The following is a 24,852-nucleotide window of genomic DNA, read 5'->3' as shown; positions in this document are numbered from 1 at the left end:
GGTGGGCAGCGAGCTTCGCGCTTCCGGCGAAGCTCGCTGCCCACCCCTCCGTACAGGCCGTGCTCGCCCGGCGCGGGACCGGTGACGCGGTCAGCCCACCGCCGGTGATGGACGCGACCTGGCTGCGTGAACTGTGCCTGGCCGCCGGCGCGGACGACGCGGCCGCGGTCAGCCTCGATCACCCCGACCTGGCCGGCGAACGCGAGCACGTGCAGTCCGCGCTGCCCGGCACCCGCACCCTGATCGCGATGGCGGTCCGGATGAACCGCGACAACTGCCGCTCCCCCGCCCGCAGCGTGGCCAACCAGGAGTTCCACCAGACCGACGAACAGGCCAACCACGCCGCGCGCACGGTCACCCGGGCGCTCCAGGACGCCGGATACCGCGCGCTCAATCCGTCCGTCGGCTTCCCCCAGGAGATGGACCGCTTCCCCCGCGAGCGGATCTGGGTGGTGGCGCACAAGACGGTCGCGGTGGCCGCCGGGCTCGGCGTGATGGGCCTGCACCGCAACGTCATCCACCCGAAGTTCGGCAGCTTCGTCCTGCTCGTCACCGTGCTGGTGGACGCGGAGGTGAGCGAGTACGGGCAGGCGCTGGACTACAACCCGTGCATCGACTGCAAGTTGTGTGTCGCGGCCTGCCCGGTCGGCGCCATCGCCAAGGACGGCGCCTTCGACGCGCTGGCCTGCACCACGCACAACTACCGCGAGTTCATGAGCGGGTTCACCGACTGGGCGCAGACCGTGGCCGACAGCGAGGACGCCGCCGACTACCGCTCCCGGGTGAGCGACTCCGAGAGCGCGTCCATGTGGCAGAGCCTCAGCTCTCCGCCCGGCTACAAGTCCGGCTACTGCCTCGCCGTCTGCCCCGCCGGCGAGGACGTCCTCGGCCCCTACCTGGACGACCGCAGGACGTTCATGGACACCGTGCTGCGACCGCTCCAGGAGAAGAAGGAAACCCTGTACGTCCTGCCGGGCTCCCCCGCGCAGGAGTACGCCCTGCGCCGCTTCCCCCACAAGCCCGTCAAGGAAGTCACCGGCGGTTGGCATCCCCCGGCGAGGCGTTCCGCGTCCACCGACCGAGAGGCCCGTACGCCATGAGCGGCAGGTCACCCAGGACGGGCCACTACTCGGAGTGGCCCCGGTGTGCGTCGCCCTGACGGGGACGGCAGGCACGCACACCATCACCGCTCGGCGACGGCCCTTCCCCCAGGCCGTCGCCGAGCCCCCTGTCGAGCCCCCTACCGGGAGTCCCGCCGGAAGACGCTGGAAACCGATCGGTTTTCATTTCGTCCGCTCCGGGTTAACCTCACGGTATGAGCACCGAAGTGAAACTGAGCCCCAGGGAGCGCCTGCTGGAGGCGGCGGCCACACTCACCTACCGGGACGGCGTCAACATCGGCGTCGAGGCGCTGTGCAAGGCGGCGGGGGTGTCCAAGCGCTCCATGTACCAGCTGTTCGAGAGCAAGGACGAGCTCCTGGCAGCGAGCCTGAAGGAGCGCGCCTCCGCCTACGCGGCGACGCTCCTGCCAGCGGCGGACGACGGCGGGTCGCCCCGCGAGCGGATCCTGCACGTTTTCGAGCAGGTGGAATCGCAGGCAGGGGCGCCCGAGTTCCGGGGCTGCCGGTATCTGGCGGTGCAGGTCGAGCTCAAGGACCAGAGTCACCCGGCGAGCCGCGTGGCTCACCAGGTCAAGGCGAATCTGACGGGCTTCTTCCGCGCCGAGGCCGAACAGGGCGGGGCGGCCGATCCCGATCTGCTGGCCCGTCAGCTCAGCCTGGTCTTCGACGGCGCGAGCGCCCGCGCGGGCATTCAGGCCGACAGCCTGACCGGGCTCGTCGCACCCACCGTGACCACCCTGCTCGACGCGGCAGGCGTGCACTGACGCATCCCCGTTCGGAACAGCCCCTCACCTCCCGGCGTTCACGGGAAGCCCGATGGCCGTGAGCGTGTTGCCGAGCATGCCGCAGGCGAAGAAGCGTGCGGTCCTCTCGGCATCGGCACCCAGCGACAGGTGCACGGTTTCCCAGACCCTCATCCAGCCGGCCCGGACGACCTCACCGATCAGGTCGTCGCCCTGCACCTCGGCGGCCGCCACGGCGGCGTAGCCCTGCATCTGCATCAGGAGCGTTTCGGGGTAAGTCGAGATCAGCCGCGCATAGGCGTCCGCCATCACCTGCCAGGCCCGGTCACCTCCCCGCACCCCGTCGGCCGCCCGCTCGAAAGCCGAGCGGGTGTCCTCCGCGCTGCGCTCCAGAGCGGCGACGAAGATCGCCTTCTTGTCGGGGAAGAGCCGGAAGAGATACGGCTGTGTGACGCCGACCCGCTCGGCGATCGCGGCCGTGGTGGTGGCGCGGTAGCCGGCGATCGCGAACTCGGTGATCGCCGCGCGAATGACGCTCTCGCGCCGCTCCCGCGCACCGACTCCGCCCATGACCCCACCTCCTCCTTGAACTTGCACGCGAAAACCGATCGGTTTACTGTAGCGGAAACTGATCGGTTTCGAAGGAGAGCGGGAGTCCGGGATGACGACAGATCGGCCGGTGGCACTCGTGACGGGTGCGTCCTCCGGCATCGGGAAGGAAACCGCGCTCGCCCTCGTCGCAGCGGGGTTCCACGTGGTCGGCACCGGCCGGGACACCTCACGCGTCACCCCGCTCGGCGGTGTGACGCTCCTCGACCTCGACGTGGTCAGCGACGCCTCGGTCGCCGCCGCGGTCCGGGAGACGAGCGAGCGGTTCGGGCGGATCGACGTCCTGGTCAACAACGCCGGCGTCGGCTCGATGGGAGCGGCGGAGGAAACCTCCGTCGCACAGACCCAGGCCGTCTTCGACACCAATGTCTTCGGCGTCATGCGCATGGTGAACGAGGTCCTGCCGCACATGCGCGCCCAGCGAAGCGGGCGCATCATCAACATCTCGTCCGTGCTCGGGTTCCTGCCCCAGCCCTACATGGCCGCCTACGCCGCCTCCAAGCACGCGATCGAGGGCTACACCGAGTCCCTGGACCACGAGGTCCGTGACCACGGTGTCCGGGCGCTCATCGTCGAACCCGCCTACACCAGGACCGGGTTCGAGGCCAACAGCGCGAAACCGGAGATCCCCCTGCACGCGTACGCGAAGCAGCGGCAGACCGTCGACCGCGTGATGGCGGAGGCCGTCAGGGGCGGCGACGCCCCCGCCGTCGTCGCCAAGGCGATCGTGGCGGCCGCGACCGACCCGAAGCCGAAGCCGCGCTACACCGCGGGCCCCTTGGCCGGACGCGCACGCGTCCTGCGCCGCCTCGCTCCCGCCGGGGTCTTCGACAGGCAGATCCGCAAGATGAACCGCCTGGCCGGCTGACGCACAGGTGCCGCGGAACGCGAAAGGGCCCACCGACCGAGTCGGTGGGCCCTCACGAAAGATCGCGACTAGGGCTTGAGCACCGCCAGTACCTCGTCGAGCGAGACGGCGGTGGGGTCACTCATATCGGAACCATCGAACGTCTGCCAGACATAGGACGCCGTCCCACTCTCCCGCAACGGATGCAGGTCGGCCAACTCCGGATCGTCCCGGAAGCTGTCGAACGCGTCTTCGGACTCCCATTCAACGAGGAACAGAACCTGCCGTGGCGCGAGGTCACCAGCCACGTTGTCCCGGAAGCGGCCGAACGCCACCATGCGGCCACCGTACTGGGGAGCCGCTTCCGGCAAGCGGCTGAAATACGCCAGGTACTTCTCCAGGTCGACCACGTCGAACATGTTCAGGGCGTAGAACTTCCTCCTCTCCGGATTCGCACTCATCGCCACCAACACCCTCTCCGTCTACTGGGCGAGCTGGGGGTACAGCCCCGCCAGGTCACCGGCCAGGCCCGCCTTGACCTGCCGTGAGATGTCGTCGGCGAGGACCTCGTGGGCGCCGGCCTCGACGCCGTCGAGGGCGAGTGCGGCCACGTCACGGGCGTCGGACTTGGGGGCGTCGACGCCTGTCGTCAGGTCGGTGTCGACGTAGCCGACGTGCAGTCCGGTGACGGCGATGCCGCGCGGCTGGAGCTCCAGGCGCAGGGAGTTGGTCTGTGACCACAGGGCGGCCTTGGAGGCGCTGTAGGAGCCGCCGAGCGCGATCCAGGAGAGGACGGAGTGCACGTTGAGGAGGTGGCCGCCGCCGTTGCGCTCGATGACCGGCGCGAAGGCGCGGGCGACGAGGAGCGGGCCGTAGAAGTTGGTCTCGAACTCCCGGCGTATGTCGTCGACCGGGGAGTCGAGGAAGGACGCGCCGACCGAGGCGCCGGCGTTGTTGATGAGCACGGTGACGTCCCCCGCCTGCGCGGCGGCCGCGGCCACCGAGGCCGGGTCGGTGACCTCCAGCGCCACCGGGACCGCGTCGGGGTGCGTCACGGTGCGCGGGTCGCGGGCGGTGGCATAGACCTTGCCGGCACCACGCGCGTACAGCTCCTCCACCAGGGCCTTGCCGATACCGCGGCTACCGCCGGTGACGAAGACGTTGGCGCCCTTCAGAGCGGTCATGACTACCTCCAGAAAACGAGAAACCGATCGGTTTCAAGAACAGTAAACCGATCGGTTTCCCAACGCAAGCCCCAGCATCGGCAGCCGCACCCACGGGAACCTGTTGCGCATGCCAGCTCACCCGTCCGGCGGTATGAATGAAGTAGCGCATCCATGATCGGAGCGAACCATGGACGACTACCCGCTGCTCAACCTCTTCTGGACGATGCTGTGGCTCTTTCTGTGGGTCATGTGGTTCTTTCTTCTGTTCAAGGTCGTCACGGACGTCTTCCGTGATCGCGGGCTCAGTGGCTGGAGCAAGGCGGGGTGGCTCGTCCTCGTGCTGCTGCTGCCGTACCTCGGTGTCTTCGTGTATCTCATCGCCCGCGGAAGGAGCATGGGCGAGAGGGATCTGAAGCAGGTCGAAGCGCGTGAGGACGCCGTCCGTCAGTACATCCAGGACGCCGCGGGCGGCGGGAGCAGTTCGGCCGACGAGCTGAGCAAACTCTCCACGCTCAAGGACAAGGGCGACCTCACCCAGGAAGAATTCGAGCGCGCCAAGGTCAAACTGCTGGCCTAGCCTGTCGGCGTCGCCGCCGGTGCGTTCGCGCTGCTGCCGGCGGCCAGCCCGCAGGTGCCGGAGCTCGCTGTGCCGTCCCGCCCCTCGATGTCCACGACGACCTGGCCGTCGGTGTCCTGGCTGTAGGCGATCGTGCAGGTCAGCTGGCGCAGGGCGGTGTCGTTCAGGCCCGCCAGGGCGAGGGGCACACGGGTCGTGACCCGGCCGGGCGAGGTGCGTTCGACCTTGATGGTGCCCTTGGGATGGGCGGCGGGGAGGGCGGTGCTCAGGCCGGCGGCCCGGTCCTCGTCCTGGAGGCCGGCGAGCAGCGCCGTGACGGCCTTCTGCGTGGTCACGGGTGGAGCCGCCGCCTGGTCTCCGGCGGTCGTCGTGATGGTTCCGTCGCTGTTCACGATCGTCGCCCCGGCGTCCCGGATCACGGGGGTCAGCCCTCCGTCGGGGGACCGGAAGAACAGCAGCATCTCGGACTCGCCGTCGAAGAAGGCCTGGACGCTGGCGGGACCGCCCGCCTCGATGACGTCGGTCTCCTGGATACCGCAGCCCCCGAGCAGCAGCGGCAGACAGGCGGCGAAGGCGAAGGCCACAGCCGGCACACGTCGCCTCATCCGCCGGCCCCCTCCGAGTGAAGCGGTATCTCGACGGCGAAGACGGCACCGCCCCCGGGCCGGTTCCCCGCGTGGATCGTTCCGCCGTGCAGCTTCACGTTCTCCAGGGTGATCGCCAGTCCCAGACCGCTGCCGGCCGAGCGGGTACGGGCCGCGTCGGCCTTGTAGAAGCGGTCGAAGATGTGCGGGAGCGATTCGGGCCGGATGCCGGGTCCGCTGTCCATGACCTCGGTGATCAGCACAGGCGGGCCCGGCAGACGTGCCTCGGTGCGCAGCCTTACCGTGACGGGCACCCCGCCGTGCCGCAGGGCGTTGCCGACGAGGTTGGCGATCACGATGTCGAAGCGGCGCGGGTCGAGCCGGGCCCGGATGCCGTCGGGGAGTTCGGTGCGGACCCGGTCGTCGGCCCAGTGCCGGTTGTGGAGGGTCTTGCGGATGGCCTCGGCGACATCGACCTCGTCGGCGTTCAGCTCGGCCGCGCGGGCGTCGAAGCGGGAGATCTCCATCAGGTCCTCGACGAGCACGGCGAGCTTTCCGGTCTCCGTGCTGACCAGCCGGACCGCCCGCGCGGTGTCGGGGTCCAGGCCGTCCGCGTCCTCGTCGAGGACCTCGGTGACGGCGAGCATTCCGGCTAGGGGGGTGCGCAGTTCGTGCGAGACGTCGGAGGCGAAGCGGCGGGCGCGTTCCTCGGCCTCGCGCAACTCCCGTACGGACTGCTCCAGTTGGCCTGTCGACTCGTTGAACGTGCGTGCCAGGTCCGCGAGTTCGTCGCTGCCGCGCACCCGGATCCGGGTGTCGAGTCTGCCGTTGCCCATGTCCCGGGCCGCCTGGCGCAGTTCCCGTACCGGACGCAGCACGCTGCGCGCGGCGATCAGGGCGGGTATCAGCGCGATGGCGAGGCCGGGCAGGGCGCCGTCCCGGGCCGCGATGAGGAGGGCGTCGACGTTGATCTGCTCGTCGGTCATCCGCATGACGGCGTACATGACGAGTCCGCTGGCCAGCAGGCTGTCCGGGTCGGTCTTGAAGACGGTGGGCATGGCGATGGTGAGGTAGGGGATGCCGTCCTTGACGACCCGTTCGAAGCTGCCGTGCGGGTTGGCCCGCGCGGCGCGCCGCAGTTCGGGGGTGATGACGGTGGAGACGGGGTTCTCGCCCGAGGAGGCGCGGAGCGTGCCGTACTCGGCGAAGACCACCCAGGGGTGCGGCTTGCCCTTGCGGGCGATGTCCCGCAGGACGTCCTCCAGGCCCTCCTCCCGCACGGGCAGGGAGAAGGCCGTCAGCTGGACCTGCTCCCGGAACGAGGTGACCGCCGTGTCCTGGGCCGTCACCAGCAGCGAGTTGCGGGCCTCGCGGTAGGTCAGCGCGGCGGTCGTGCCGGCGCTGACGGCGGCGACCAGCAGGAAGGCGAGCAACAACCGCGCGCGCAGCCCGAACGCCCTGACCCGTGCGCGCTGCTCGCCGCCGCTCACAGCGGCCCGAAGCGGTAGCCGAAGCCCCGCAGGGTCTGAACGTAGCGGGGGCTGCCGGCCTCGTCCTCGATCTTGCCGCGCAGCCGGCGGACGCACGCGTCGACCAGTCGGGCGTCGGCGTGGAAGCTGTGCTCCCAGACGTGCTCCAGCAGTTGCTGCCTGCTGAACACCTGCTCGGGGGCGGCGCACAGGTGCAGCAGCAGCTTGAGCTCCGAGGGGGCGAGCGCGAGCCGACGGCCGGCCTTGGTGACGGTCAGCCCGACGCGGTCGACGGTGAGTTCGCCGTAGACCTCGATGGCCGGGCGGCCCGGGCCGCTGTCGTCCAGGCGGCGCAGTACGGCACGGATCCGGGCCTCGATCACCTCGGGGCGGGCGGGCTTGACGATGTAGTCGTCGGCACCGGCTTCCAGGCCGATGACCACGTCGAAGTCGTCGCCGCGCGCGGTGAGCATGATGATCGGCAGCTGGCTCTGCTCGCGGACCTGCCGGCAGACCTGTACGCCGTTCATGCCGGGCAGCATCAGGTCGAGCAGCAGCAGATCGGGGCGGAACTCGGCCAGCGCGGCGAGGCCCGCCTCGCCGGTCGCCGCCGCCCGTACGTCGTGGCCGCGGCGGCGCAGACCGAGTTCGACCCCCTCGCGTACGGAGGGGTCGTCCTCGATGAGGAGCACGCGGGGCATCGGCAGTTCTCCCTCGGTGGTGGTCAGTTCCGGGTCCGGCTGCGGCGTACACCGCGGAGCAGCGCTTGGAGTTCGGTGAGTCGCAGGGGACGGGCGAGCGCGGCGAAGGTGAGGACGACGGCAGCCGCCCCGGCAGTTGCGGCGACCAGGGACCCCGCCCGTAGCGCGCCCGTGGCCGCGAGGTGGCCAAGGGCGGTGGCGGGGACGGCGGCGAGCAGCAGCCGCGCGTGGGCGCCGGCGGCGGACGAGCGCAGCGGGCGGGCGACGGCGAGCCGTCGGCTGAGCACCAGACCGGTCACCGCCCAGCCCGCGCACAGCGCCAGCGAGTACGCCCCCGCCATGCCCGTCACGGCCCAGCGGGCCGGCAGCAGGTGGGCGGCGGCCAGGGACAGTCCGGCGTTGAGGGCGACGATCACGAGGTTGAGCAGGAACGGCGTACGGGTGTCGGAGAGCGCGTAGAAGGCGCGGGACAGGACGTACTGGCCGGACAGGGCGACGAGTCCCGGCGCGAAGGCCATCAGGATCCCGGCCATGGCGGCGGTGTCGTCGGCACCGGTCCTGCCGTACCCGAAGACGAGGGCCATCACCGGCTGGGCGAGGGCGAACAGCGCGCAGGCGGCGGGGACGACGGCGCAGGCGCTGACGCGCAGGGCGTGGGAGACGTCGCGCCGCACGGCGGCGGTGTCCCCGTCGGCGGCGGCCGCGCTCATCCGGGGCATCAGCGCGGTCACCACGGAGACCGTGATGATGCCGTGCGGTACGACCCACAGGGCGTAGGCGTTGTTGTAGGCGCCGTACCCGGGGCCGCCGTCGAGGCCCGCGGTGGTGGCGAGGCGGGTGGTGACCCAGTAGGCGGCCTGGTTGGCCAGGACCAGCAGCACCAGCCAGCCGGCCGCGCGCAGGGGGCGGGTCAGTCCGCTGCCGTGCCAGTCGAAGCGGGGCCGCCAGCGGAAGCGGGCGGCGCGCAGGGCGGGGACGAGGGCGAGTGCCTGGACGGCGATACCGGCGGTGGTGCCCCAGCCGAGCACGGCGGTCTCGGTGGCGGTGAGCCGGTCGCCGCCGCCCATGGCGAGGGCCAGGTACAGCCCGAAGACGGTCATGACGACGAGGTTGTTGAGGACCGGCGCCCACATCATCGCGCCGAACCGGCCACGGGCGTTGAGCACCTGCCCGAGCAGCGTGAACAGTCCGAGGAAGAAGATCTGGGGCAGGCAGTACCGGGCGAGCGCGATGGTCATGGCCGCCTGCGGGCCGGTGTAGTCGGTGTACGCGTCGATGATCGCGGGCGCCGCCCACACGGCGGTCGCGGTGATCGCCAGCAGGGCGAGGACACAGACGGTGACGAGCCGGTCGGTGTACGCGGCGCCCCCGTCGTCGTGCTCCTTGGCGGCCTTGACCAGCTCGGGCACGAAGACGGCGTTCAGGGCGCCGCCGAGGAGCAGCATGTAGACGATGGTGGGCAGGGCGTTGCCGACCGCGTAGCCGTCGGCGGTCGGCCCGATGGTGCCGAGCGCCGCCGCGACCACGGCGGAGCGGGCGAAGCCGGTGGCCCGGGAGACGAGGGATCCGGCGGCCATGACCGCACTGCCGCGGGCGGTGTTCGTGGTTTCCGCCCTGCTTGTGGTTGATGTCATCGGCGGTTCAGGTACGCCTGGAAGGCGCGGTAGAGCGCGTGGTTGGCGCTGCCGCCCAATGGCCTCTCCCATTCCCCCAGCGTCTCGACGACCTGTCCCCCGGTGCCGAGCTTCCACCGCAGCAATCCGTACGCGCGTTCCTCAGGATCGAGAGTGGAGGGTACCCCGCGCATGTCGTAGACATCGGCGCCCAGGGCGTGGGCGTCCTGGAGCATCCGCCACTGAAGGGCGTTGGAGGGCCGGACCTCGCGACGGTGGTCGGCCGAGGCACCGGTCTGGTACCAGGCCCGGCGGCCCACCGTGATCATCGTGTGGGCGGCCAGGATCTCTCCCCGGTGGCGGGCGAGGTACAGCTTCATACGGCCCGGTTCCTCGGCGTTGAGCGCCGCGTACTGACGCTCGTAGTAGGCGAGCGAGCGGCCGAGCCGGAACCCGTCGCGTCGCTCGGTGATGCCGAGGAGCCGGTAGAACTCGGGGAGTTCGACCGCACTGCCCACCACCACCTCCACGCCCTCCTTCTGGGCCCGGCGCACATTGCGGCGCCACTCCTGGTTGAGCCCGGACCACAGGTCCTCGGTGGTGCGTCCGGCGAGCGGTATGTGGAAGACGTGCCGGGGCTGGGCGTCCCCGTCCCCGTCCTGCCCGGTCCCGTCCCCGCCGCAGCGTCGCCAGCCCCGGGCCCGCAGCCGCTCGGCGACGGCGGTGCCGAGCGGATCGACCTCGCTGGCGAGCACATCGCCGAGGCGCCGACCGGGTCCGGTGAGCGGCTTGAGCCGGGCGGCGTCCCAGCGCCGGTAGGCGGGCGCGGGACCGATGCGTACGGCGAAGGCGCCGGCGGCGCGCAGGTGGGCGAGGAGCGGACCGAGCCAGCCGTCGACGTCGGGGTCGTTCCAGTCGGCGACGGGCCCTTCGGGAAGGTACGCGAAGTACTTGCGGGTGCCGGGGAACTGCCGCAGCAGCACCAGGGCCACGCCCGTCAGCCGGCCCGCCTCGGGGTCCGGCCCCCAGCCGAGCAGCTGGGCACGCCAGCCCTCCTTGACGTCGGCCCAGGACGGGCACTGGAGGAATCCGGCGCCGAGGGCCCTGCCGTCGGGGGACGCGAGGAAGGCGCGGTAGGTCTCCGCGGTGATGGTTCGCAGGGTGATGCCCGGGTGGTGTGCCTGGGGCACGCGGCTGGGCGGCACGAGCAGCGCTGACACAGTCTGAGCCTCTCCTTCTCCCCGGGCCTCTCACGGGGACGCAAAGGATGCTCACAGCGGACCATGACCGCTCCGCGCGGCGAATGTGACCGGACCATGACCGTTCCTCACCAGTCGCCGTCACATTGCCCCATAGCGGCTGACCTCGGGTTTTACGGCTCTACAGTCACGACATCGCCGCCTTTGGCCGACTCCTTCCCGTCGTCCCTTGCCTCTTCCTTTCGTCTTCTTCCTTTCGTCTTCCCGGAGGTCCCGTTGTCCCGGTCGCCCCACACCCGTGTACTGGCCCGTGCCCGCGTCCGGGCCGCCGTCGTCACCGCCCTGCTGACACCGCTCGCCGCCTGCTCCTCGAACACCTCCTCGGGCGCCGCGGACTCCGATGCGAAGCCGAGCGCCGACGACCGCCCCGTCACGGTCACCGTCACGCCCACCGGAGATCAGGTACGGGCGGGCGACTCCGTACGCATCACCGCCTCCGGCGGCAAGCTCACCTCGGTGACCGTCACCGACGCCGAGGACCACCGGCTCACCGGCGAGGTCGCCGCCGACGGCCGCTCGTGGGTCTCCGACCGCAAGGCCGTCCCCGGCGCCGCGTACACGGTGACGGCGGCGACCCGGACCGCGGGCGGAACCGCCAGGACCACCAGGTCCACCTTCACCACGGCCCCGGCGGAGAAGGTCAACAAGGTCGACTGGCGGCCGGGCGCCGACACCACCGTCGGTGTCGCCCAGCCGATCTCCCTGGTCTTCGACAACCCGGTGAAGAACCGGGCCGCGGTCGAGAAGCAGCTCAGGATCACCACCTCGAACGACACCGAGGGCTCCTGGGGCTGGCTGACCGACTGGTCGGGCAAGGACCGGGTGGACTGGCGGCCCAAGACGTACTGGAAGCCCGGCACCAAGGTCACGCTGAACGCCGAGCTCAACGGCACCGACTCGGGCGCGGCCGGCGGCTGGTTCGTACGCGACTACACGACCACCTTCACCATCGGCACCCGCCAGATCGTCAAGGTCGACCTCGACAGCCACCAGCTCACCCTCGTCCGCGACGGCGAGACGGTCCGGCGCATACCGGTCTCCGGCGGCACGCCCGGCGGCGACAAGCGCTCCTGGCGCGGGACCGCCGTGCTCATGGCCAAGGAGGGCACGATCAACATGAACTCCGAGACGGTGGGCCTCGGCAACGCCTACGACAAGATGGTCGAGCACTCGATGCGGCTGACCTGGTCGGGCATGTACGCGCACGCCGCCCCGTGGAACGCCCGCTACTTCGGCAACACCAACCACAGTTCCGGGTGCATAGGGATGAGCGACGCGAACGCGGCCTGGTTCTACGGACAGGTGCGGCCGGGCGACCCGTTCGAGATCACCGGCAAGGACACCAAGGGTGTGGTCGCGCCGGGGAACGGCTTCGGCGCGTGGAACCTCTCGTGGAGCGAGTGGCGGCAGAAGAGCGCGCTGCGCTGAAGGGACGGCCGGACGCCCGGGCGGCCGCCCGCGCGGAGAAGGGCGCGATGATGGGCACCATGCGTATCCGCATCGACGCCGTCGACCTGCCCGGCCGCACCCGCCCCGCCTCTGTCGACGGCAGGGTGCCGGCGTACGACAACCTCCACGTCGCCGTGCAGCGCCGCGACCGCCCGGCCGAGCTCCTGGAGCCGCAGCCCGGCGACGCGCCGTCCGCGACCTGGACCCTGGAGTGCACCACGAGCGCCTCGCCGACCGGTACCGACATCAGGGGTCCCTATGTGCAGGACCGGCTGGGCCGACGGTTCGTCTACCTTTCCTGGGGCACGGTCGACGAGGCGGGCACCTTCACGATGTTCCGCCGCGCCAAGCTCATGCTCGACGTGATCCCCGCCGAGGTGCTGGCCGCCGCCGCGCGCGACGGGCTGCTGATCGCACGCCTCGGGCTGACCGACGCGCAGGGCGGGCCGCTGTGCGCACGCGTCGAGCCCCCGCACATCACCTGGACCGCCGCCGTCGCCTCCGGGCCGATGTGACGTTCCTTGCGAAACGCGGGTCCCGGCCCGTTCCCCGTCGTCCTGCCCGCCGATGCCGACGGCAACGGCGGACGGCCCATCGTCCGAGGTCACGGCGCTGAGGCCGAAGACGCGGGGCGGGAACACCGCATCCGCGCGGACCAATATCTGCATCCGTGGAACCAGAAATAGATACGGCGCACGGAGACTATTCCCCGATCACCGACCGGATCGAAATTATCCACCGCACACGGCCGATCGCACCGTGCTACTGTCGATTTCAGTTGCAGGTGTGGTTGCCAGAAGGTTCATTTTCCGACGGGTTAATCAGCACGGCGACGCGGAATCCGCACAGGGCGAATTCCGACTATCGTCTCCGAAGGAGAAATGACATGGCTACCGGCACCGTGAAGTGGTTCAACTCGGAAAAGGGCTTCGGCTTCATCGAGCAGGACGGCGGCGGCCCCGACGTCTTCGCCCACTACTCGAACATCGCCGCCCAGGGCTTCCGTGAGCTCCAGGAGGGCCAGAAGGTGTCGTTCGACATCGGTCAGGGCCAGAAGGGCCCGACGGCCGAGAACATCGTTCCCGCCTGACACCTGCGGCAACACATATTTCGCAGCTGGGGCCCGCACCTTGGGGTGCGGGCCCCAGCTCGCTGCATTTCAGGGCGCGTGACGGGAAGATCACACCTCACCGACCGGTGACACATTCCCCGTCGATCCGAATCGACGCCCACCGACTCCGGCTCGATCTCGCGATTCTCTGCGCCGTTCGTTTTGCTGCGGAAATTCCTTGCTTCGCGCCCCTGTGCCCCATCGAGGAAGGTTCCGCTTGAACCACGCACGCACCGCCCGCCCGACCCGCGCCCACGACCGCTCCCGGAGTTCCGCCCAGCGCTCGGGGGCGTCCCGGCGTTCCACCGGCTACGACCGCCGGCCCGCCGCACGCCAGGGCGAGTTCGCGCTGCCGAAGACGATCACGCCCGCACTGCCCGCCGTCGAGGCGTTCGCCGACCTCGCCCTGCCGGCGCCGCTGCTGGCCGAACTCGGCCACCAAGGCGTGACCGTACCGTTCCCCATCCAGGGAGCGACCCTGCCGAACTCCCTCGCCGGACGTGACGTCCTGGGCCGCGGCCGCACCGGCTCGGGCAAGACGCTCGCCTTCGGCCTCGCCCTGCTGGCCCGTACGGCAGGACAGCGCGCCGAGCCCCGCCAGCCCCTCGCCCTGGTCCTCGTACCCACCCGCGAGCTCGCCCAGCAGGTCACCGACGCCCTCACCCCCTACGCCCGCGCGCTGCGGCTGCGGCTCGCGACCGTGGTCGGCGGGATGCCCATCGGCCGGCAGGCCGGAGCGCTGCGGGCCGGGGCGGAGGTCGTCGTGGCGACGCCGGGGCGGCTGAAGGACCTCATCGACCGCGGCCAGTGCCGACTGGACCAGGTCGCCATCACCGTCCTGGACGAGGCCGACCAGATGGCCGACATGGGCTTCATGCCCCAGGTCACCGCCCTCCTCGACCAGGTGCGCCCCGAGGGGCAGCGCATGCTCTTCTCCGCCACCCTGGACCGCAACGTCGACCTGCTCGTGCGCCGCTACCTGGCGGACCCGGTGGTCCACTCCGTCGACCCGTCGGCGGGTGCGGTCACCACCATGGAGCACCACGTCCTCCAGGTGCACGAAGCGGACAAGCACCGGACGACCACCGAGATCGCGGCACGCGACGGCCGGGTGATCATGTTCCTGGACACCAAGCACGCCGTGGACCGGCTGACCCAGCACCTGCTGAACAGCGGGGTCCGCGCGGCGGCGCTGCACGGCGGCAAGTCCCAGCCCCAGCGCACCCGGACCCTCGCGCAGTTCAAGACCGGACAGGTCACGGTCCTGGTGGCGACCAACGTCGCGGCCCGCGGCATCCACGTCGACAACCTCGACCTCGTCGTCAACGTGGATCCGCCCAGCGACCACAAGGACTACCTGCACCGCGGCGGCCGCACCGCCCGCGCCGGCGAGTCCGGCACCGTCGTCACCCTCGTGACACCCGGCCAGCGCCGCGGCATGAACCGGCTGATGGCCTCGGCCGGCATCACCCCCACGGTCACCCCGGTGCGCTCGGGCGAAGCGGAACTGAGCCGCATCACCGGCGCCCAGGCCCCCTCCGGCGTCCCCGTCGTCATCCCCGCACCGGCCGCGACGCCGGCCCGCCGTGCCGGGTCGTCCGGGGCTTCCTCGTCCCGAAGCCGCCGGGGGCGCCCCTCCCGCGGGCGCGGGGCGCGGCGGACCGCCCTGGACCCGGCGGCCTAGAGGATCGGGCCCATCGCCCCGTAGTTCACCCGTCCCACCCGCGGAGGGCCCTGCCGACACTCGTCGGCAGGGCCCTCCCGGCTTGTGCCGGCCCCTGCCTCGGGACACGGCCGAGCCGGCAGATGGTGTTGAATTTCCTTCGGGGCCCTGGTTCCGTACGGCACCGGACCCCTCGACGCGTTGCACAACGAGGTGACATGACAGCAGATACACCCCTCAGTGGTCGTCTGGACGACGACGACTACCCCGCGTACACGATGGGGCGGGCCGCCGCGATGCTCGGCACCACCCCGGCCTTCCTGCGAGCCATCGGCGAGGCCCGGCTGATCACTCCGCTGCGCTCGGAGGGCGGACACCGCAGGTACTCCCGCTACCAGCTGCGGATCGCGGCACGCGCCCGCGAGCTCGTCGACAAGGGCACCCCCATCGAGGCCGCCTGCCGCATCGTCATCCTTGAGGACCAGCTGGAGGAAGCCCAGCGCATCAACGCCGAGTACCGGCGCCGCGCCGGGCACACGGAGGAAGCTGGACCTGTGCTACCTTGATGTAAAGTGGCAGTTTTGGTTACCAGAGACTTTGAGTGCTCTTCGACCTTCGTCGACGAGCACTCTTTTTGTTTCCGGGACCTTCCGGGGCTTGTCAGATCTTCCCGTGGGGTCACGCAGGGCCAGAAGGGCCCCCAGGCGGAGAACATCGTTACCGCCTGACGCTGACGCGGCTCACGCGCGACAGGTGCCGTATCGAGGAAGGTCCCCATTTGAACCGCCAGGCTCGCACGAACAGCAGTTCCACCCGCACCCGTACGGACAAGGGCACCGCCGGTTCCGGCCGGGGCGACCGCGTCCGCTCGCAAGGGGCGGGGCGCCAGAGCGCGCCTTCCCGCGCGGCCAAGAGCGGAGCCGCCAAGAACGCAGCGGGCAAGTCCGGCCGGGGTGGCCGCGGCGGCCGTTCCGCCGCACCCGGCGGGGAGTTCGCCCTTCCGGTCACCGTCACACCGGCGCTGCCGCCGGTCGAGGCGTTCACCGACCTCGACCTGCCCAAGCAGATGCTGGCCACCCTCGCCGCGGAAGGCGTGACCACGCCGTTCCCCATCCAGGGCGCGACGCTTCCCAACTCGCTGGCCGGACGTGACGTGCTGGGCCGCGGCCGCACCGGCTCGGGCAAGACGCTCGCCTTCGGCCTCGCCCTGCTGGCCCGTACGGCAGGACAGCGCGCCGAACCCCGCCAGCCCCTCGCCCTGGTCCTCGTACCCACCCGGGAACTCGCCCAGCAGGTCACCGACGCCCTCACCCCCTACGCCCGCGCGCTGCGGCTGCGGCTCGCGACCGTGGTCGGCGGGCTCTCGATCGGCAGGCAGGCCAGCGCGCTGCGCGGCGGCGCCGAGGTCGTCGTGGCGACGCCGGGCCGGCTGAAGGACCTCATCGAGCGGGACGACTGCCGGCTCGACCGGGTCGCGATCACCGTCCTGGACGAGGCCGACCAGATGGCCGACATGGGCTTCATGCCCCAGGTCACCGCCCTGCTCGACCAGGTGCGCCCCGGCGGCCAGCGGCTGCTGTTCTCGGCCACCCTGGACCGCAACATCGACAAGCTGGTGCGCAACTACCTCGACGACCCGGTCGTCCACTCGGTCGACCCGTCCGCGGGCGCCGTGGTGACGATGGACCACCACGTGCTGCACGTGGAGGACGACGACAAGCACGCCACCACGACCGAGATCGCCGCCCGTGACGGACGCGTGATCATGTTCATCGACAGCAAGCACGGGGCGGACCGGCTGGCCAAGAAGCTCCTGGCCGTCGGAGTACGCGCCGCCGCGCTGCACGGTGGCAAGTCGCAGTCCCAGCGCAACCGGGCCCTGGCCCAGTTCAAGGACGGTCACATCACGGCGCTGGTCGCCACCAACGTGGCCGCCCGCGGCATCCACGTCGACGACCTCGACCTCGTCGTCAACGTCGACCCGCCCGTCGACCACAAGGACTACCTGCACCGCGGCGGCCGCACCGCCCGCGCCGGCGAGTCCGGCACCGTCGTCACACTGGTCCTGCCCCACCAGCGCCGCGACATGACCCGTCTGATGACCGACGCCGGCATCACCCCGAAGACCACCAAGGTGCGTTCGGGCGGCGACGAACTCAGCCGCATCACCGGCGCCCAGGCCCCCTCGGGCGTACCCGTCGTCCTCGCCCCGCCGGTCACCGAGACCCGCCCCGAGTCCTCGGGCCCCGCCCGCCGCAGCCGCCGTGGCCGCCCGGCGCAGAGCCGCCGCCGCTCCCCCGCCAAGGGCAACGGCCGCTGACCGAGAAGGGCGCCGCCCCGATGGGGACGGCGCCCTTGCCGGGTACCCGTACGGCTACTTGACGTCCACGTAGTCGCCGGCCGCGCTGACCGCGGGGGTCGTCGCGGTGCCCGCGAAGCTGTAGCGGTAGTAGCCGTCGACCGAGGCCTTGACGGTGGTGCTCAGGTTGCCCGTCGAGTTGGTCTTGATGGTCTTGACCGTGGTGTAGGTGGAGCTGCCCTTCTTGCGGAACTGGAGCTTCACCGACTGGGTCGCGTACCCCGCGTACTTGTCGGTCTCCCAGTTCGCGCGGGTCAGCTTGCCGGTGACCGTGACGGTCTTGCCCTTCTTCACCGGCTCCGGCGACGCGTTGACCGTCAGCTTCGAGGCGCGCTGCACCTTGAAGGTGGTGGCCGCGTCGCGGTGGATGTAGTCGAGGTCGTTGGCGTTGACCGAGACGGCGAGGTCCCAGGTGGCCGCCGCGGCGTTGTTGACGACGCCGTTGCCCCACTGGGGGTCGAACTCCAGCGTGCCCGTGCAGGTGGACGTGGTCGCGCTCACCTCGGTGCACGTGATGTCGCCGTCGTCGAACCAGATGTCCACGAAGTTCGGACTCGGCCCCCAGCCGCTGATGTACTTGGTCTTGGCGATGCCCGAGTTGTCCGTCGCGGTCACGGAGACCTTGGCGGACACCACGTTGGTGGTACCGACCACGACCGGCTTGCCGCCGTTCACGACGATCTTGTCGATCGTGATGTCGCCCGAACTGCCGTCCTCCGCCTGCGCGGAGGTGGCACCGGCCGCGGTGGCGATCAGTGCGACGCTCGTGCCGAGCAGGGCGAGGCGCGTGGTTGCGCGCATGGGTGTCCCCCCGTGGAGTCTTTGTGTGATCACAGGGAGACTACGGCGTTGGCCAACGGTTCGCGTGTTGTTAATTCGACAGCTTCGTCACAACCGGGACCCCTGGGTCACCAGGTGAGGGCGTCGGCCATCGTCGACTGCCAGTACGAGACCTGGATCGAGTCGTCGACGTACACGCCCTTGGCCGGAAGCGACGGGTGCGCCGCGGTCTTCGCGGCCGAGTTGAAGTAGACCTCCAGGGACTTGGCCGTGTAGCCGTTGGAGCCGCTGCCGTCCGCGGCCGAGAGCAGGACGCTCGCGTAACCCGACTCACCGGGAGCCAGTGTCACCACCGCCTGCGGCATGGAGTCCTCGAAGACCGGCGGGACGGACTGGGCCTCGCCGAAGCGGACGGCCGGGTAGTCGATGAGGGTGCAGTTCTTCGAGCCGGTGTTGGTGACGGTGAGGAGAAGGTGGTTCAGGGGCCGGGAGACGGCCGTGGCGGTCGTCCGGGTGGAGGTCTTGGCGCAGGCGACCGTGGTGGCCGACGAGTCCGACGCCGAGTCCGCCGAGCCACCCGTGGAGCCCGAGGAACCCGAGGAGCCCGACGTACCCGAGGAGCCGGTGGAGGCCGAGGGAGTCGCCCCGCCGTTCGAACCGGCCGCGCCGCCCGTCGAGCCCTTGGAAGCGCCGCCCGCCTCGGGCGAGGCCGTGGTGGAGGCCGTCCCCGTGGCGGAGGAACCGGCCGACGCACCCTCGTCGTTGACGCCCTCTCCGTTGTTGCACGCCGTCAGCGTCAGCGTGGCGGCCGCGAGTGCGGCGGCGGCGAGCATACGGGTGCGGTGGGTGCGAGTGAACATGTGAATCCCCCTGTGCGGTACGGGTGTTGCCTGGGCCGCTCGACCGGGTGCCGGGAGCGGCGTGCTTGGATGACAACAGCTTGAGCGGTGATCCGTCCCGACCGCCACGATTGGCGGGGTATCCGGGACGCCGGAACGCCTGGAACGGCTCTGACCTGGGGGAACGACCTCCCCCTGGAACGGTGGTCCGGGACGTGGGGAGAGAGCGGAAGAGTGGCGGGCGACGAATTCCCGGAGCTGTTGGGCCAGTTGAAGGAGCGGTCCGGGCTCAGTTACGGGGTGCTGGGGAAGCGGCTGCACACGAGTACGTCGACCCTTCACCGGTACGTCAACGGGGACGCCGTACCGACGGACTACGCGCCCGTGGAACGGTTCGCGCGGGCGTGCGGGGCGACGCCCGAGGAGCTGGTGGAGCTGCACCGGCGGTGGGTTCTCGCGGATGCCCGGCGGGGGCAGAAGGCGGCCACGGCGGTTCCGGCGGAGGCGGAACCGCGGGTGGAGACGGCGGTGGTGGCCAGGACCGCGCGGCGACGCACGGTCGTCCTCGCCGGAACCGCCGTGGCCGCCGTGACCGCCGTCCTCGTGTCGGCGGCGCTCGTGGCGGGTCTCGTGCCCGGCGACGGCGCTGACGAGCACGACCGGGACGCGAAGCAGACCGCGGGGGCGGCCTCCCGGTCCGTCGACGAGCGTCCGGCCGCCTCCGGACCGGCCGCCGCGAAGAGCCCTTCGGCCTCACCGTCCGGCTCACCCGGTGGCAGTCCTACGGTGTCCGCCTCCGCGTCCCGCGGCGGCGCGGTCCGGGACAGGGCCACCGCGCCCGCCGTCGCCGTCAACCCGTACAAGTGGGAGAACCCGTGCGGTCCGCACTTCCTGGTGGACCGGGGGCCCGAGCAGGTGCCCCCGCCGCCGGCTGAGCAGGACGCGCGCGGGTGGGTCAACGCGCTCGGCGCGGTCTCCGCCGGGCAGCAGATGCTGGCGCTGACCGTGCAGGGCACCGGGAAGGCCACCGTCGTCCTGGACGACCTGCATGTGCGGGTGGTGGAGAAGAGCGCGCCGCTCGACTGGAACGACTTCTCGATGGGCGTCGGCTGCGGTGGCGGCGTGGACACGACGGCCTTCGAGGTGGACCTCGACACCGGGCGGCCCGCGGTCTCCCCCGGGGCCGGTCAGCGCGACTTCCCGTACAAGGTGAGCGAGTCCGACCCCGAGGTCTTCTACGTCTTCGCGAACGCGCGGGCCCACACCGTCCGTTGGTATCTGGAGCTGGACTGGTCCAGCGGCGACCGGAAGGGCACCGTGCGCATCGACGACAAGGGGCAGCCCTTCAGGACGAGCGGGAACGTGGGACGTCCGGCCTACGACTATCCGCTCGGCGCCTCCGAGTGGGGCCGCAACGAGTACGAACCCGACATCCCCGGCTGAGTCCCGCCTCGGCCCCGGGGGTGCGGCGGGGGTCAGACGGGTTCGGTCTGCCGTTCCGGCTGCTCCACCGGAACGGGTGCCGCCTCCCACTGCCGGGTGGTCCGTACGTAGCCGTAGATCACCGAGGCCATCACCAGCAGGAGCAGAGGACCGTAGAGCCACGGCTGGCCGGCCATCTCCATCGGCAGGAAGCGATACGACAGCAGGAGCCCGGCGAAGACCGTGATGCCGTAGGCGACCAGCCGGAGCCCCGACCGGTCCCAGGCGCGGTCGTAGGTGCGCAGGGCCGCCTCGATGGTGAGCACGAACACCACGCCGGCGATGAGGTCGACGCCGTAGTGGTAGCCGAAGCCCAGCGTCGCGGCGAGCGTGGCGACCAGCCAGAACGTGCCTGCCCAGCGCAGTCCCCACGGGCCCTTGCGGGAATGGATGAAGATCGCGACGGCCCAGGCCGTGTGCAGGCTCGGCATGCAGTTGCGGGGTGTGATGCCGTCGAACGGTATGGAGTGCGGGGTGGTGAGGGGCGCCACCGTGTCCGGCCAGATCTGGGCCACCGCCCACTGCCCGGTGGAGTGCGTCTCGGCCCAGATGGCGACGCCGGCCCAGTGCTCGGTGCCGTTGCCGTAGGCGAAGATCGGTCCGACCACCGGGTAGATCATGTAGATGCCCGGTCCGAGGAGGCCGATCACCAGGAAGGTGCGCACCAGGTGGTGGCGCGGGAAGCGGCGGTCGGCGGCCACGTTGCGCAGTTGGTAGAGGGCGACGAGGACCGCGGCGACCGCGAGGTTGCCGTAGACGAAGTCGAGGAGGTTGAAGCCGAACTTGCCGGTGGCCTCGACGACCCGGCCCACCACCCACGACGGGTCGCCCAGCGCGTGGTCGGCGGTCGCGATGTACTCGTCGAGCACCGTCGGGCGGGTCTTCGAGGTGAGGAGCAGCCAGGTGTCGCCCGCCTTGCGGCCGGCTCCCAGGAGCAGTCCGAGGCCGGCGCCCTTCAGCAGCAGAACGCGTTCCGCGCCGGTGCGACGGGTGAGCGCGACGACCGCACAGCCCAGGATCACCCACAGCGCGCCGATGCCGAAGGGATGGCCCTCCGTCACCTTGATGTCGGCCGCCCATCGGACCAGGGCGATGGTGACGTCGATGCCGACGGCGGCGCCGAGCGCGACGAACCGCTGCCGCCAGGGGAGCACGACCAGCGTCAACGCGAGTCCGGCGTACAGCAGGCCACCCGACTTGGGGGCGGATATCAGCTCTCGCAGCTGGCAGGTGAGCGGTCCGGGCAGACCGTAGCGACGTGCGGCGATCTCCAGCATGACGAGGAACGCGAGGGTCACCACGCCCGCGGCGACCCACAGCACCACTCGCGGCTGACCCTTAACTCGCGAAAGCGCCCGTGATGATATGTTTATCAACTTTGACCGATTTTTTATGTGTGGGGTGAAGTGGCTGGCTATCGCGCCCGATGGGGGTGTTCGTCGCGAGCTCGAACATGCTAGCGGAGCCGCTCACAGGTTTCACCAAAATTAACCGACCGCACACCTTGGCGACCGTCGGTCACGGACGCCCGGGGGAGGGGGAGAGGCGGGTCAGCCGAGGAGACGGTCGACCGAGCCGTAGGACAGGTCGGGGGCGGGGGCCGCCTTGGGAGGAGCGTTCTCGCAGGTGAAGCCGAGCCGGACCAGGGCGCGGACCACTTCCGCGGCGGTGAAGTCGCGGGGGTCCTGACCTGTGATCACCGCTCCCACCTGCTTGACGGGGTACGGCCGGCCTCCGATGGTGACCGAGGCGAAGGAGGCATGCGTCACCGGTTCGGGGCGGACCTTCTCCATCGACTTCTCCACCTCGGCCTTGGACAGGTCGAAGGGGTAACGGGCGATCACACAGCGCATGGTGCCTCACCAGGGTCAGGGCGGATCCGGGGAGCGAACGGGGCCGGGGAAACGGACAGGGGCCCGCACCCAAGGTGCGGGCCCCTGCTTCGCCGTGTGTCAGGCGGGGACGATGTTCTCCGCCTGCGGGCCCTTCTGGCCCTGCGTGACGTCGAAAGTCACCTTCTGGCCTTCCTGAAGCTCGCGGAAGCCCTGGGTGGCGATGTTCGAGTAGTGGGCGAAGACGTCGGGGCCGCCACCCTCCTGCTCGATGAAGCCGAAGCCCTTTTCCGCGTTGAACCACTTCACAGTGCCGGTGGCCATGTGTTTTCTCCTACTTAGGCAGTGCTGGAACCCACACCTCGCGGGCTCCCTCATCGCTGTGATGATCACCTGCCCCGGAAAACCGGCAAGAATGGCAAGAATGGCAACCACAACTGCAACTGATATTCAGCCTAGCACGGACGAAATCGACAACAAGAAAAAGCGGGCAGACGAGGGGAAAACTGTCGGCGCCCGGGAAAATACTTTTTCCTAACTGGTCGGGTTTCTACTCCGGCGCCATCAGATATTCACTCGTCGCGGCGCAGTTTCTCGTTGGCGCGCAGCGCGTCCGCCAGCTGGTCCTCCAGGCCGATGATCCGGCAGGCGGCCTCGATCGGAGTGCCCTGGTCGACCATGTCGCGGGCGCGTGCGGCGAGGCGCAGCTGGTGGCGTGTGTAGCGGCGGTGACCGCCCTCCGACCGTACGGGCGCGATGAGTCCGGCCTCGCCGAGCGCCCTGAGGAACCCGGGGGTGGCGCCGATCACCTCCGCGGCACGGCCCATGGTGTACGCGGGGTGGTGGTCGTCGTCGAGCCGGTCGACAGCGCGCGACCGGTCTTGCGAGGACATGTCTGCCTTCCCGCGGACCGCCGGTGTCACGGCCCGCACGGGGAACTGGATCCCGTACCGGAATTCTAGTCGTCCCCGTGGATATCCTGCCGTGACGACCACAGAATCAGTACGAGCGGGACACCAGAAGCCTGCCGGGCGAGCCTCAGCGCGGTACTTCCTCGAACCCGTCGCGCAGCCACAGCGGGTCGGTACGCCCGGTGCAGACCTCGGTGGGTCCGGGCGTCCCGGCTTCCGTCAGTCGGGGCGAGCCGTCGGGCACCGCGGACCAGCTCTTCCACGAGGGGCGCTCGGTCTCGCTCGGTCCGGCCGCGGCGCGGCGGGCCAGGCCGCGGTGGAAGCCCGCGGCGAGCGCTCGGTCGCGGCCGCTTCGATGGTGGCCGGACGGGTCTGTTCGGCCGGGTGGGCGGGGATCCCCTCACTGTCCAGGTCGGCGGCGGCCTTCCGTCTCGACCTGGTCCTCGGCCTGGGCGGACCGCGTCTCGTTGCTGTTCTCGGCCGTTTCCGTCGCCTCGGGTCGGGCCCGCCGTTCGGGCTGTGGGTCAACCGGTCGGTAACGCACACGTCTTCACAGGCGTGAGTGGCTCTGGGGCGAGGCTTCGGTCGGTGTGGTGCGGGTGGACGTGCGGGCTTGGCAGAGGCGATCGTGGGCGGCATGAGCGATCAGGCGGTCACGGGCGACGGACCTTCGGACGGGGAAGCCGGCGAGGTGCGCCGCTTCTGGGGGCGGCTCGGGCTTCCCGGGCTGATCGACGTGCACACGCACTTCATGCCCGAGCGGGTCCTGCGCAAGGTCTGGGAGTACTTCGACGCGCTCGGACCGCTGACCGGCGGCCTGGAGTGGCCGATCACCTACCGGCAGGACGAGGCGGAACGGGCCGCGCTGCTGCGGGAGTTCGGCGTGCGCGCGTTCACGTCGATGCTCTACCCGCACAAGCCGGGCATGGCCCGGTGGCTGAACGGCTGGGCGGCCGACTTCGCCCGCCGTACCCCCGACTGTCTGCACACCGCCACGCTCTTTCCCGAGCCGGACACCGAGGCCTGTGTCCGCGAGGCCGTCGAGGCGGGCGCGCGGGTCTTCAAGGCGCATGTGCAGGTGGGGGCGTACGACCCGGCCGACGAACTCCTCGACGGGGCGTGGGGGTTGCTGGCGGAGGCCGCGATCCCCGTCGTCATCCACTGCGGCTCCGGACCTGCTCCCGGCAAGCACACCGGCCCGGAGCCGGTCGCCCGGGTGCTGGAGCGCCACCCCCGGCTGCGGCTGATCGTCGCGCACATGGGGATGCCCGAGTACGAGGACTTCCTCGGCCTCGCGGAGCGGTACGGGGAGGTGCGGCTGGACACGACGATGGCGTTCACCGACTTCACCGAGGACTTCGTCCCGTTCCCCCGCCGCGCCCTGCCCCGCCTGACCGACCTCGGCGACCGCATCCTGCTCGGCACCGACTTCCCCAACATCCCCTATCCGTACATGCACCAGCTGCACGCCCTGGAGCGGCTGGACCTCGGGGAGGAGTGGCTGCGGCGGGTGTGTCACGACAACGCGGCGGCGTTGTTCGGGCTGAGGTGGCGGGCGACGCGCGTGGTCGCCGGTTGGCCACCGAAGGTGACTGGCGGCTCCGATCAGGTTGTAGAGACAGGAACAGTGGGGCAACAGTGGGTTGCGCCGGGCAGGCGAAGGGCAGAGAATGAGTCGGTGTAGGGAGATGTGGGGGCGTCGGGCTTTACGGAGGCAGTTTGTCCCCGCGATGGCGG

26 protein-coding genes are annotated in these 24,852 nt (G+C 70.7%); 12 read left to right on the top strand and 14 right to left on the bottom strand.

The window, feature by feature from the left end; genetic code table 11:
* Together HLK59_RS33950 and HLK59_RS33945 are read left to right on the top strand one after the other, a co-directional pair.
* Positions 1-1,100, top strand: a 1,100-nt coding sequence (locus HLK59_RS33950; RefSeq protein ID WP_206327931.1) for a 4Fe-4S binding protein, incomplete at its 5' end; no start/stop codon positions are given.
* Between the two features lie 215 nt (positions 1,101-1,315).
* Positions 1,316-1,885 carry a TetR/AcrR family transcriptional regulator gene (locus HLK59_RS33945; protein ID WP_171145430.1) on the top strand — a complete coding sequence of 190 codons (570 nt, stop codon included), beginning with the start codon at positions 1,316-1,318 and terminating at the stop codon, positions 1,883-1,885.
* Between the two features lie 24 nt (positions 1,886-1,909).
* Here HLK59_RS33945 and HLK59_RS33940 read toward each other — a convergent pair whose 3' ends face one another.
* Positions 1,910-2,434, bottom strand: a complete 525-nt coding sequence (locus HLK59_RS33940) for a TetR/AcrR family transcriptional regulator (RefSeq protein ID WP_171145429.1) — start codon at positions 2,432-2,434, stop codon at positions 1,910-1,912.
* 91 nt (positions 2,435-2,525) lie between these two features.
* On the opposite strand from HLK59_RS33940, the gene HLK59_RS33935 reads away from it, so the two are divergent.
* Positions 2,526-3,341: an oxidoreductase gene (locus HLK59_RS33935; protein WP_171145428.1), complete on the top strand. Its 816-nt coding sequence runs from the start codon at positions 2,526-2,528 to the stop codon at positions 3,339-3,341.
* A 68-nt stretch (positions 3,342-3,409) separates the two neighbouring features.
* Here the strand turns inward: HLK59_RS33935 and HLK59_RS33930 are convergent, their stop codons facing one another.
* Positions 3,410-3,781, bottom strand: coding sequence for a DUF1330 domain-containing protein (locus tag HLK59_RS33930; RefSeq protein WP_171145427.1), 372 nt, complete (start codon positions 3,779-3,781; stop codon positions 3,410-3,412).
* A 21-nt stretch (positions 3,782-3,802) separates the two neighbouring features.
* Positions 3,803-4,504 (bottom strand): SDR family oxidoreductase, encoded by a 702-nt coding sequence (locus HLK59_RS33925; RefSeq protein WP_171145426.1) that lies wholly within the window; start codon positions 4,502-4,504, stop codon positions 3,803-3,805.
* Between the two features lie 169 nt (positions 4,505-4,673).
* On the opposite strand from HLK59_RS33925, the gene HLK59_RS33920 reads away from it, so the two are divergent.
* Positions 4,674-5,063 (top strand): SHOCT domain-containing protein, encoded by a 390-nt coding sequence (locus HLK59_RS33920; RefSeq protein ID WP_171145425.1) that lies wholly within the window; start codon positions 4,674-4,676, stop codon positions 5,061-5,063.
* Here the strand turns inward: HLK59_RS33920 and HLK59_RS33915 are convergent.
* From HLK59_RS33915 to HLK59_RS33895, 5 genes are read right to left on the bottom strand one after another with little or no spacing between them, the layout of a single operon-like run.
* A complete protein-coding gene (locus tag HLK59_RS33915) occupies positions 5,060-5,668 on the bottom strand; it encodes a hypothetical protein (protein ID WP_171145424.1) in 609 nt (202 codons plus the stop codon). The genes HLK59_RS33920 and HLK59_RS33915 overlap by 4 nt on opposite strands.
* Positions 5,665-7,137 (bottom strand): HAMP domain-containing sensor histidine kinase, encoded by a 1,473-nt coding sequence (locus tag HLK59_RS33910; protein WP_346779867.1) that lies wholly within the window; start codon positions 7,135-7,137, stop codon positions 5,665-5,667. Before HLK59_RS33910 ends, HLK59_RS33915 begins: the two co-directional genes overlap by 4 nt.
* Entirely contained in the window at positions 7,134-7,817 is a 684-nt protein-coding gene (locus HLK59_RS33905; RefSeq protein WP_171145422.1) for a response regulator transcription factor, read from the bottom strand. Before HLK59_RS33905 ends, HLK59_RS33910 begins: the two co-directional genes overlap by 4 nt.
* Before the next feature lie 23 nt (positions 7,818-7,840).
* Positions 7,841-9,451: a murein biosynthesis integral membrane protein MurJ gene (murJ, locus tag HLK59_RS33900; protein WP_171145421.1), complete on the bottom strand. Its 1,611-nt coding sequence runs from the start codon at positions 9,449-9,451 to the stop codon at positions 7,841-7,843.
* A complete protein-coding gene (locus HLK59_RS33895; RefSeq protein ID WP_346779866.1) occupies positions 9,448-10,650 on the bottom strand; it encodes a peptidoglycan bridge formation glycyltransferase FemA/FemB family protein in 1,203 nt (400 codons plus the stop codon). Before HLK59_RS33895 ends, murJ begins: the two co-directional genes overlap by 4 nt.
* 255 nt (positions 10,651-10,905) lie before the next feature.
* On the opposite strand from HLK59_RS33895, the gene HLK59_RS33890 reads away from it, so the two are divergent.
* The 6 genes from HLK59_RS33890 to HLK59_RS33865 all read left to right on the top strand — a co-directional run bounded on the left by HLK59_RS33890 (position 10,906) and on the right by HLK59_RS33865 (position 17,232).
* Positions 10,906-12,117, top strand: a complete 1,212-nt coding sequence (locus HLK59_RS33890; RefSeq protein WP_171145420.1) for an Ig-like domain-containing protein — start codon at positions 10,906-10,908, stop codon at positions 12,115-12,117.
* Between the two features lie 47 nt (positions 12,118-12,164).
* Entirely contained in the window at positions 12,165-12,653 is a 489-nt protein-coding gene (locus tag HLK59_RS33885; protein WP_171145432.1) for a DUF5990 family protein, read from the top strand.
* Between the two features lie 371 nt (positions 12,654-13,024).
* Positions 13,025-13,228 (top strand): cold-shock protein, encoded by a 204-nt coding sequence (locus HLK59_RS33880; RefSeq protein WP_171145419.1) that lies wholly within the window; start codon positions 13,025-13,027, stop codon positions 13,226-13,228.
* A gap of 238 nt (positions 13,229-13,466) precedes the next feature.
* A complete protein-coding gene (locus HLK59_RS33875; protein WP_171145418.1) occupies positions 13,467-14,933 on the top strand; it encodes a DEAD/DEAH box helicase in 1,467 nt (488 codons plus the stop codon).
* A 197-nt stretch (positions 14,934-15,130) separates the two neighbouring features.
* Entirely contained in the window at positions 15,131-15,478 is a 348-nt protein-coding gene (locus HLK59_RS33870) for a MerR family transcriptional regulator (RefSeq protein ID WP_171145417.1), read from the top strand.
* A gap of 212 nt (positions 15,479-15,690) precedes the next feature.
* Positions 15,691-17,232, top strand: a complete 1,542-nt coding sequence (locus HLK59_RS33865; RefSeq protein ID WP_171145416.1) for a DEAD/DEAH box helicase — start codon at positions 15,691-15,693, stop codon at positions 17,230-17,232.
* A gap of 54 nt (positions 17,233-17,286) precedes the next feature.
* Here HLK59_RS33865 and HLK59_RS33860 read toward each other — a convergent pair whose 3' ends face one another.
* Positions 17,287-18,072 carry a calcium-binding protein gene (locus tag HLK59_RS33860; protein WP_171145415.1) on the bottom strand — a complete coding sequence of 262 codons (786 nt, stop codon included), beginning with the start codon at positions 18,070-18,072 and terminating at the stop codon, positions 17,287-17,289.
* A 107-nt stretch (positions 18,073-18,179) separates the two neighbouring features.
* The gene (locus tag HLK59_RS33855) at positions 18,180-18,911 is read right to left on the bottom strand and encodes a DUF4232 domain-containing protein (RefSeq protein ID WP_171145414.1); all 732 of its coding nucleotides are present in this window, start codon (positions 18,909-18,911) and stop codon (positions 18,180-18,182) included.
* A 213-nt stretch (positions 18,912-19,124) separates the two neighbouring features.
* On the opposite strand from HLK59_RS33855, the gene HLK59_RS33850 reads away from it, so the two are divergent.
* The gene (locus tag HLK59_RS33850) at positions 19,125-20,333 is read left to right on the top strand and encodes a helix-turn-helix transcriptional regulator (protein WP_171145413.1); all 1,209 of its coding nucleotides are present in this window, start codon (positions 19,125-19,127) and stop codon (positions 20,331-20,333) included.
* A 32-nt stretch (positions 20,334-20,365) separates the two neighbouring features.
* Here HLK59_RS33850 and HLK59_RS33845 read toward each other — a convergent pair whose 3' ends face one another.
* The 4 genes from HLK59_RS33845 to HLK59_RS33830 form a co-directional block, all read right to left on the bottom strand.
* Positions 20,366-21,691 carry a phosphatase PAP2 family protein gene (locus tag HLK59_RS33845; RefSeq protein ID WP_277349554.1) on the bottom strand — a complete coding sequence of 442 codons (1,326 nt, stop codon included), beginning with the start codon at positions 21,689-21,691 and terminating at the stop codon, positions 20,366-20,368.
* A 231-nt stretch (positions 21,692-21,922) separates the two neighbouring features.
* Positions 21,923-22,225 (bottom strand): SCO5918 family protein, encoded by a 303-nt coding sequence (locus tag HLK59_RS33840; RefSeq protein ID WP_171145412.1) that lies wholly within the window; start codon positions 22,223-22,225, stop codon positions 21,923-21,925.
* A 99-nt stretch (positions 22,226-22,324) separates the two neighbouring features.
* On the bottom strand, positions 22,325-22,528 hold the full coding sequence (locus tag HLK59_RS33835; protein ID WP_046247661.1) for a cold-shock protein: 204 nt from the start codon (positions 22,526-22,528) through the stop codon (positions 22,325-22,327).
* Positions 22,529-22,776: 248 nt separating this feature from the next.
* Positions 22,777-23,097: a helix-turn-helix domain-containing protein gene (locus HLK59_RS33830; RefSeq protein ID WP_171145411.1), complete on the bottom strand. Its 321-nt coding sequence runs from the start codon at positions 23,095-23,097 to the stop codon at positions 22,777-22,779.
* A 655-nt stretch (positions 23,098-23,752) separates the two neighbouring features.
* Between HLK59_RS33830 and HLK59_RS33825 the strand changes: the two genes are divergently transcribed.
* Entirely contained in the window at positions 23,753-24,799 is a 1,047-nt protein-coding gene (locus HLK59_RS33825) for an amidohydrolase family protein (RefSeq protein WP_171145410.1), read from the top strand.
* The last annotated feature ends 53 nt before the right edge of the window (positions 24,800-24,852 follow it).

This window comes from Streptomyces sp. S3(2020), assembly GCF_013044505.1.
Lineage (GTDB): Bacteria > Actinomycetota > Actinomycetes > Streptomycetales > Streptomycetaceae > Streptomyces.
The sequence above is the reverse complement of the archived record's forward strand: the minus strand, read 5'-3'. Positions and strand labels throughout refer to the sequence as shown.

Excerpts from the sequence above, each read along its gene's own strand:
- HLK59_RS33945 (WP_171145430.1), top strand. The coding sequence starts at position 1,316 with ATGAGCACCGAAGTGAAACTGAGCCCCAGGGAGCGCCTGCTGGAGGCG.
- HLK59_RS33940 (WP_171145429.1), bottom strand. The coding sequence starts at position 2,434 with ATGGGCGGAGTCGGTGCGCGGGAGCGGCGCGAGAGCGTCATTCGCGCG.
- HLK59_RS33935 (WP_171145428.1), top strand. The coding sequence starts at position 2,526 with ATGACGACAGATCGGCCGGTGGCACTCGTGACGGGTGCGTCCTCCGGC.
- HLK59_RS33930 (WP_171145427.1), bottom strand. The coding sequence starts at position 3,781 with ATGAGTGCGAATCCGGAGAGGAGGAAGTTCTACGCCCTGAACATGTTC.
- HLK59_RS33925 (WP_171145426.1), bottom strand. The coding sequence starts at position 4,504 with ATGACCGCTCTGAAGGGCGCCAACGTCTTCGTCACCGGCGGTAGCCGC.
- HLK59_RS33920 (WP_171145425.1), top strand. The coding sequence starts at position 4,674 with ATGGACGACTACCCGCTGCTCAACCTCTTCTGGACGATGCTGTGGCTC.
- HLK59_RS33915 (WP_171145424.1), bottom strand. The coding sequence starts at position 5,668 with ATGAGGCGACGTGTGCCGGCTGTGGCCTTCGCCTTCGCCGCCTGTCTG.
- HLK59_RS33905 (WP_171145422.1), bottom strand. The coding sequence starts at position 7,817 with ATGCCCCGCGTGCTCCTCATCGAGGACGACCCCTCCGTACGCGAGGGG.
- murJ (WP_171145421.1), bottom strand. The coding sequence starts at position 9,451 with ATGACATCAACCACAAGCAGGGCGGAAACCACGAACACCGCCCGCGGC.
- HLK59_RS33885 (WP_171145432.1), top strand. The coding sequence starts at position 12,165 with ATGATGGGCACCATGCGTATCCGCATCGACGCCGTCGACCTGCCCGGC.
- HLK59_RS33880 (WP_171145419.1), top strand. The coding sequence starts at position 13,025 with ATGGCTACCGGCACCGTGAAGTGGTTCAACTCGGAAAAGGGCTTCGGC.
- HLK59_RS33870 (WP_171145417.1), top strand. The coding sequence starts at position 15,131 with ATGACAGCAGATACACCCCTCAGTGGTCGTCTGGACGACGACGACTAC.
- HLK59_RS33860 (WP_171145415.1), bottom strand. The coding sequence starts at position 18,072 with ATGCGCGCAACCACGCGCCTCGCCCTGCTCGGCACGAGCGTCGCACTG.
- HLK59_RS33855 (WP_171145414.1), bottom strand. The coding sequence starts at position 18,911 with ATGTTCACTCGCACCCACCGCACCCGTATGCTCGCCGCCGCCGCACTC.
- HLK59_RS33840 (WP_171145412.1), bottom strand. The coding sequence starts at position 22,225 with ATGCGCTGTGTGATCGCCCGTTACCCCTTCGACCTGTCCAAGGCCGAG.
- HLK59_RS33835 (WP_046247661.1), bottom strand. The coding sequence starts at position 22,528 with ATGGCCACCGGCACTGTGAAGTGGTTCAACGCGGAAAAGGGCTTCGGC.
- HLK59_RS33830 (WP_171145411.1), bottom strand. The coding sequence starts at position 23,097 with ATGTCCTCGCAAGACCGGTCGCGCGCTGTCGACCGGCTCGACGACGAC.
- HLK59_RS33825 (WP_171145410.1), top strand. The coding sequence starts at position 23,753 with ATGAGCGATCAGGCGGTCACGGGCGACGGACCTTCGGACGGGGAAGCC.